We start from the raw sequence: 7,622 nt of genomic DNA, 5'->3' as shown, positions 1-7,622 counted from the left end.
GAAAACTAGTGTTATAATCCTTCGACTGCGCTCAGGAAGACAAAGCAACTTAAATTTTAAATTATTTTTACAATTGCTATTATTTTAAATTGACTTTTTAAGTTGAAATTGATTTTTGAAATTGAAAACTTGTGTTATAATCCTTTGACTGCGTTCAGTAAGACAAAGCAACTTAAATTTTAAATTATTTTTACAACTGCTATTATTTAAAATTGACTTTTGAAGTTGAGATTGATTTTTGAAATTGATCTGAACTAACATTTTTCAATCCCATTTTAGCAATAACCGAAGTTAATCCTGCAATAAACATTGATATTAACGAATATAAAACCCAGTTTTTCATAGTTTATAGTATCAAATGATATTATCAAAGATAATTAATTATCTAATATCTACTCAAAACAATCATCCTTAAAACCAATTAAATACAATTTATCTTTAGCTCTTGTAATTGCAGTATATAACCATCTAATGTAATCTCTATCAATGCCTTCTGGTAAATAAGGTTGTTCTACAAAAACAGTATTCCATTGTCCACCTTGACTTTTATGACACGTTATGGCATAAGAAAACTTGACTTGCAAGGCATTGAAAAATTCGTTTTCTTTAACTTTTTGAAATTGTTTAAACTTGGTTTCGCCTTCATAATCTTTTAATACTTCTTGGTACAATAAATTAGATTCTTCATAGGTTAACGATGGCGATTCGCTAGTAATTGTATTTAAAATTACTATAGTTTCAAATGGTTTTTGATTGGGATAATCAATCATTCTTACTTTGACTTTGGCAAAATTAAATTCGTACAATTCATTAAAACCATAAATTTCCAATACTTCAACTATATCACCATTGGCAATAAAACCTGCATCTTCTGAATCTTTTAGCCAGAAATAATTATTTTTTACAACCATTAAAAAATCGCCTACAGATAAATCATTTTCTTTGTCTAAAATCTTAGTTCTAATTTGTTGATTGTACTGATTAGCACGTTTATTAGAACGAACAATAAAAGCTGTATCTTCAATGGAATAATTGCTATATGCTTGATTTATTGCGTCTTGAATGTCATAACCATCAGTTAATCGAACAATATCTTTAAAACCTTTTAACTTAAATTCGAAATTGGTAATGAAACTTTCTTTAAGAATTTCTCGAAGTTGCGTTGCATTATAAAGTATGCCCGAATTTTCTTCTTGACGCATCACTTCGTCCAACTCTATAGTTTTTACTTCTTTATTATAATTAAGTTCTAACGTATCGCAATTTAATGCTGGCGAAATATCTAAATGTACTGGCGGTAATTGTGCTGTATCGCCAATTAGAATCATTTTGCAACTTTCACCAGAATAAACATAAGATATTAAATCGTCTAAAAGTGAACCGTTTTCATACATTTTAGACTCTGAATTTACATCAGAAATCATAGACGATTCATCAATAATAAATATAGTATTTTTGTGTTTGTTTTGTTGCATTGTAAAATTCACGCCACCACTTTTTCCTTTTTTGGGGAAATATATTTTTTTATGAATTGTAAATGCAGGTTTGTTAGAATAATTAGAAATTACTTTGGCAGCACGACCAGTTGGCGCAAGCAAAACATACTTTTTATTGATGTCAATTAAATGATTTACTATGGTAGAAACTACAGTTGTTTTACCTGTTCCTGCATATCCTTTTAATACAAATAATTCGTTGTTGTTGTAATTAGTAATGAATTCGGCAATTTTTTGAAAGAAAATATCTTGTTTAACTGTTGGATTAAATGGAAAATTTTTAGTCAATATGGAATAGAAGTTTGTCAATGTCAATTGCAATTGCAAAAATCAATTTCAGTATTAAAAATAAAAAATTGATTTTAGTTTATTTGCGTAAAAGTACTATTTAAAATTTCAAAATCGACTTATAAATGTTCTAGAAAGTGATTTTTATTTTAACTAAAATATGCTATTGATTTTTATTGATTAAAGTGACTTCTGTTTTGAGATTCTTCCTTCGTCAGAATGACAAAGTTGTCTTTAAATTAATTTCGCAATTGATATTGAAATTGATTTCGTAAGTTTGCGATGTTGAAAATAATTTATGAATTCTAATATTACCGACAAAACCTATAAAAAATTAACTGTTCAAGTTTCATTGAATGGTTTGTCTTTTTGTGTTATTGATTCACTTTTAAACCAAGCAATTTCATTAAAAAATATTCCGTTTACTAGTTTTCAAAAAAGCGCCAAAATTGAAGATTTATTTGAAGAAGTTTTTAGAGAAAATCTAGAATTAACCTCTCAATATGATGAAATTACAATCGTTCATAGTAATAATTTATCAACTTTTGTACCTTTAGCATTATTTGACGAAGAATTTATTGGAAGTTATTTACAATACAATACTAAGGTTTTTGAAACCGATTTTTTTACATTTGATGATTTACCCAATTATGAAATGAACAACGTTTACATTCCGTATGTAAATATGAATAACTATTTTATTGATCGATTTGGTTCATTTACTTACAAACATTCTAGTACTGTTTTGGTTTCTAAATTGCTTGCTGTTTCTAAAAATAATGAAGAAAGAAAAATGTTTGTTCACTTATCTGACAGTAATTTTGAGATTATTGTGGTTCAAAATCAGAAATTGCTTTTATACAATTCTTTCGATTATAAAACGCCAGAAGATTTTATTTACTACATTCTTTTTACTGCAGAACAATTGCAATTGAATCCAGAAAATTTTAAATTAGAATTACTTGGTTCGTTAAAAGAAGAGGATGAATTTTATAAAATTGCTTACAAATACGTAAGAAATGTTTCTTTAATGGAACAAGAAAATGCTTCAACTAACTTTAGTGTTTCACAAAACCGTGAACATTTTATACTCTTAAACTCGTGAGAATAATTTCTGGTAAATTTAAAGGTCGACGTATTTCTCCGCCAAGAAATCTTCCTGTTCGTCCTACGACTGACATGAGTAAAGAAGCATTGTTTAACGTGTTGAACAATCATTTTAACTTTGACGAATTACGAATTCTTGACCTTTTTACAGGAACAGGAAACATTAGTTTTGAATTTGGTTCTCGTGGTTCAAAACCCATTACAAGTGTTGATGCCGATTTTGGTTGCATAAAATTTATAAAACAAACTGCAGACGAATTTGAATTTGATATTACGGCAATAAAAAGTGATGTTTTTAAATTTTTAGAAAAACATAAAGCAAGTTATGACATTATTTTTGCCGATCCACCATATAATATTGACCAAAAAGAATTTGAAAAAATTGTAGGTCTAGTATTTGAAAATGAGTTGCTAGACGAAGGTGGAATGATGGTTATAGAACATTCTAAACATACTAAATTAAATCATTTAACTAATTATTCTTTTCAAAAGAATTATGGTGGTTCTGTTTTTTCTTTTTTTGAATTTGAATCAAACGAAGAAGATAGTGATTTGAGTGATGAAGATGAAGGATAAATAACAAAAGATAAATTATATGAAACCAAACGAACAAAGTGCAAAAACTGCAATTATATTGATAATCATTGTTATGATATTTGATGTTATATCATTATTTTCTGATAGTTTAGAATATGGATTATTAACTTCTTTAGAAATTACAACTGAGGCAGCAGAATCTAATGATACTAGACAACAAATAATTGCAATTTTCTATTTAGTTGCTTATATAATTTCAGCAGTAACTTTTATCAGTTGGTTTAGACGAGCTTATTACAATTTACATTCAAAAGTAGATAATTTAGATAATTCTGAAGCAGCAGCAGCATATTCTTGGTTTATTCCATTTGTAAATTTGTATAAACCACAAAATATAATGAAAGAAATTTTTGAAGAAACAGAGCTTTTTTTAGAACAAAATATTGAAAAATATAATTCACCAATCAATATTAGTAAAGTACAATTATGGTGGACATTTTGGATTGTTGTAAACATTTTGTCAAATATTCAATTTAGAATGTCATTAAATGCCGATACAATAGATGAATTGATAAACTCAAATATTTTTAGTATGGTTGTAACGATACTAAGTATTCCACTTGCAATTGTTACGATAAATGTTATAAAAGAGTATTCAAAAATTGAAACTTTATTTTTCAATACAAAACTAAGAGAAATTACTCCTGTTTTGGAAAGTGATTTGAGTAATCAAGTTGAAGGATAATTAAAAATAACAGTTTCTATTAATGACATTATCTTTAGACACAAAGAAAGAAATATTTAATTTGCTTATCAAAAGTGATACCGATTTTCTTGGAGAATATCAAAATAACTATTCTTCTGTTAATTTTGAATTTATAAAAGGGATTTGGGATATTGAAAATATGCCTTCTGACGATAACAGATTTCCAAATGCCGAAAGAGATATTTGGCAACATATAATCAATAATTCTGATTGGGATTTAAATTACTTATTTGTTGATAGATTAAAACTTTATGAGAATGATGAAATTTTTATAAAATTTTTAGAATCTGTTATTTCTCCTGTATACAGAAAAAGTGAAGATGATATTATTGTTTATGTTTTGCAAATTAATGATGTTCTTGCAATTGATAATTTGCAACTATCTATTTCGGACTATAATAAAATAGGAATTCCTATTTACAAAGTATTTAATAAAGAAGAAGTAGAAAACATTCCGATTGATATTAAAAAAAATACAATTATCTTTTTTGTAAATAAGTACGGTGAGGATATTAAAAATTTAACTAGTCAATATAACGAATATTTTGTGTTCAGAGAATATAGATGGGATGACTTTGACAGTAAAACCTCTTTTTATTTATATTATATAAATAACGGTATTACATCAATAATTGGTGAGATAAAAATTATGACTAAAGAATTTCAAAAAACTTTAGATGTTATTCCGCAAAGTTTTTATTCATTAAAATCTGAATTTTGTTCTTTAGGACAAAGAGAAGTATTTTATAGAAATCTAAATGAAATCTTCCCAGAAAATTTTGAAGATATACTTTTTGCAATTGGGGATTGTGCCTTTTTCACAGATAAACTTGAAGATTTTGACCAACATCATAGATTCAATAATTCATTAATTAGGTTTGATTATGCTGAACGAACATTAAGAATAATAAAGTACGAATTAAATAATTATGATTTAAAAAATCTATTTGCTTTTGACTATAAATTTACTCCAAAATATTCTAAAGAATATGTAAATATAAATTTTAATTTTAGCAATAAAAGTTTGTTGTCTGACAGAATTTATGCAGTCATAGGAAAAAATGGAACAGGGAAAACTCAACTTTTGACATCGTTGCCTATAAATATTACAGAGAATAAAAGAGAGTTTTTTAGTCCAAGAGTTCCAATGTTTAGTAAAATGATAACGGTTTCATATAGTATTTTTGATAGATTTGAAATTCCAAAAAAGACAACAAAATTTAATTATTTATATTGTGGTTTAAAAAACACAAAAGGCGAGTTTATTAAGGAAAGAGGATTAGTATTAAGATTTCATAAAACCTGGAAAAAAATAGAAGCAAACCATAGAATTAATAAATGGAGGACGATACTTTCTAATTTTATTGAACCTGAAATTTTAGATGAATTTTTAATAAAACGCGAAACAATTACATCATACAATAATTTATATAGAGTAGATATTGAAGGATTTAATAGAGTGAAAGACAGATTTAGTTCAGGTCAAAATATATTGTTATACATTATAACTGAAATAACAGCAAATATCAGATTAGATTCTTTGATTCTATATGATGAACCAGAAACGCATTTACATCCAAATGCAATATCTCAATTAATTAATACAATCTATGAGTTGGTAGATGAATTTAAGTCATATTGTATTATTGGAACACATTCTCCTTTAATCATTCAGGAGTTACTGTCAAAAAATGTTTATGTTATTGAACGAAATGAAAATGTACCTAGTGTGAGAAGAATTGCTATTGAATCTTTTGGAGAAAATTTGACAACTTTAACAGAAGATGTATTTGGTAATAGAGAAATCCAAAAACAGTATAAAAAAATTATAGAAGAACAAGCGAATTTAGGCAAAACTTTTAATGAAATAGTAAGTTTATTGCAATTTGATGATTTACCATTAAGTTTGAATACAAGATTATATATTAAAAGTAAAACACAGAATAATAATTGAGAAATATAGAAAATTCAGAAAGAGATTCTCTAGCTTTTCATAAGGATGTTGTGAAAAGTAAGAATGTAACTAAATTAGATCCAGATTTAAAAACTCGTTTAATAGCTTTGGATGATGATATTAAATTGTTATACAATAACTATAGAAAAAACTTTGACGATAATTGTTTAGAAAAAACTGTTTCTAAATCATTTGCTGATAATAATAAAAATGATTTATTAAGTTTATATAGTTATAAAAGTAAATTAATTCAGAATTTAAAAACAGAAATAACAACTACTGATACAAATAGAATAATTAATACTTGCCAAAATTGTACTTTAAGTGAAATTAATTCATTTGATCATATTTTGCCTAAAGAAGAGTTTAGTGAATTTGTTGTTAATCCATTAAATTTATTTCCAAGTTGCTCAATATGTAACAGTTATAAAGGAAAATTTTGGAATGATAAAGGCAGAAAAATTTATCTAAACCTTTACCTTGACAGATTACCTGAATTGCAATATTTATTTGTAGACATTGAATTTGAAAAAAGTACTTTTGGTTTAAAATTCTATTTAGATAATAGATTTGGTATAAATCCAGAACTTTTCTCTCTAATTGAAAGCCATTACAAAAAACTTCATTTATTAGAACGTTTTTCTGACAATGGAGATAAAGTTATTTCACCATTAATAAATCAAATTATACCACATTTGAAACAATTAGATTTGAATACAATAAAAGAAAATACAATTGAAACTTCTAACTTGAATAGAAAGGTTTTTGGATTTAATTATTGGGAATCTATTTTGCAATTAAATTTAATTGAAAATGAAGATTTTATCAATTATTTATATAAATAGTTTTTAAAAATAAGCTCAAATTTATAAAAAAAATGCAGACCTATAAGCCGGATTCTGTAAATGCTGAATTTATGTCAGCATCTCCTTATCATTTATCTAGCTTCGCAATTACTCACGAAATCAATCTTTCTACCCTTTGGCAACGGACGAGTAATCCTTAAATGCCAATATACTTGAAATTTCACCGCATAGAGTTTACCTGGTTTCACTACAGCATTATCTGTACATACTTTCTGTTGCACTTGTCCTAGAAGACTCTGAAATAAATTCAGAGTGAACTGACGGATGTTATCCGCTATGCTACTCTTTGGTGTCCGGACTTTCCTCTTTATTCCGAACTTGATTCGGAATCTTTTAAAATTATAAATAAAATTAAAGGATGCTAAAACAAGTTCAGCATAAAACGATAAGGCGATCTGCGTGGCAAAGATAAGTTATAATAATTTTAGTTTTTATGATAAAATTGCAACATTATAGTTTAATTGTGTAAAAGATTATGGTTGAATGAAATGTAATTTTAAATCTAATTTAAATTATTGAGTTATTAATTTAAATTCCGTATATTAGTCCCATTAAATACTGATACATGGATAATTTTAAAGGTCAAAACATACTCAATCTAGTAAAAG

Annotated in this window: 7 protein-coding genes and 1 other RNA gene; 5 read left to right on the top strand and 3 right to left on the bottom strand. The window is 26.2% G+C overall.

What is annotated here, in order from left to right:
* Nucleotides 1-202 precede the first annotated feature (202 nt).
* On the bottom strand, nt 203-343 hold the full coding sequence (locus tag ACH2BC_RS05750; protein WP_395053032.1) for a hypothetical protein: 141 nt from the start codon (nt 341-343) through the stop codon (nt 203-205).
* A 49-nt stretch (nt 344-392) separates the two neighbouring features.
* A complete protein-coding gene (locus ACH2BC_RS05745) occupies nt 393-1,811 on the bottom strand; it encodes an ATP-dependent RecD-like DNA helicase (RefSeq protein ID WP_395053031.1) in 1,419 nt (472 codons plus the stop codon).
* A 271-nt stretch (nt 1,812-2,082) separates the two neighbouring features.
* Between ACH2BC_RS05745 and ACH2BC_RS05740 the strand changes: the two genes are divergently transcribed.
* Genes ACH2BC_RS05740 through ACH2BC_RS05720 form a run of 5 tightly spaced genes read left to right on the top strand, consistent with a single transcriptional unit; the run spans nt 2,083 to nt 6,993 of the window.
* Complete coding sequence (locus ACH2BC_RS05740; RefSeq protein ID WP_395053030.1) at nt 2,083-2,889, top strand: DUF3822 family protein; 807 nt, start codon at nt 2,083-2,085, stop codon at nt 2,887-2,889.
* Nucleotides 2,886-3,467 carry an RsmD family RNA methyltransferase gene (locus tag ACH2BC_RS05735; protein WP_395053029.1) on the top strand — a complete coding sequence of 194 codons (582 nt, stop codon included), beginning with the start codon at nt 2,886-2,888 and terminating at the stop codon, nt 3,465-3,467. Before ACH2BC_RS05740 ends, ACH2BC_RS05735 begins: the two co-directional genes overlap by 4 nt.
* 19 nt (nt 3,468-3,486) lie before the next feature.
* The gene (locus ACH2BC_RS05730; protein ID WP_395053028.1) at nt 3,487-4,173 is read left to right on the top strand and encodes a DUF4328 domain-containing protein; all 687 of its coding nucleotides are present in this window, start codon (nt 3,487-3,489) and stop codon (nt 4,171-4,173) included.
* A gap of 22 nt (nt 4,174-4,195) precedes the next feature.
* A complete protein-coding gene (locus tag ACH2BC_RS05725; RefSeq protein WP_395053027.1) occupies nt 4,196-6,148 on the top strand; it encodes an AAA family ATPase in 1,953 nt (650 codons plus the stop codon).
* Nucleotides 6,145-6,993, top strand: a complete 849-nt coding sequence (locus tag ACH2BC_RS05720; RefSeq protein WP_395053026.1) for a hypothetical protein — start codon at nt 6,145-6,147, stop codon at nt 6,991-6,993. Before ACH2BC_RS05725 ends, ACH2BC_RS05720 begins: the two co-directional genes overlap by 4 nt.
* Before the next feature lie 27 nt (nt 6,994-7,020).
* Here the strand turns inward: ACH2BC_RS05720 and rnpB are convergent.
* Nucleotides 7,021-7,416: RNase P RNA component class A (gene rnpB, locus ACH2BC_RS05715), an RNA gene on the bottom strand.
* Between the last annotated feature and the right edge of the window lie 206 nt (nt 7,417-7,622).

It is taken from the genome of Flavobacterium sp. (genome assembly GCF_043760115.1).
GTDB lineage: Bacteria > Bacteroidota > Bacteroidia > Flavobacteriales > Flavobacteriaceae > Flavobacterium.
Note: the sequence above shows the minus strand (reverse complement) of the source record. Positions and strands in the feature narration are given on the sequence as shown.

Excerpts from the sequence above, each read along its gene's own strand:
- ACH2BC_RS05750 (WP_395053032.1), bottom strand. The coding sequence starts at position 343 with ATGAAAAACTGGGTTTTATATTCGTTAATATCAATGTTTATTGCAGGA.
- ACH2BC_RS05740 (WP_395053030.1), top strand. The coding sequence starts at position 2,083 with ATGAATTCTAATATTACCGACAAAACCTATAAAAAATTAACTGTTCAA.
- ACH2BC_RS05730 (WP_395053028.1), top strand. The coding sequence starts at position 3,487 with ATGAAACCAAACGAACAAAGTGCAAAAACTGCAATTATATTGATAATC.
- ACH2BC_RS05725 (WP_395053027.1), top strand. The coding sequence starts at position 4,196 with ATGACATTATCTTTAGACACAAAGAAAGAAATATTTAATTTGCTTATC.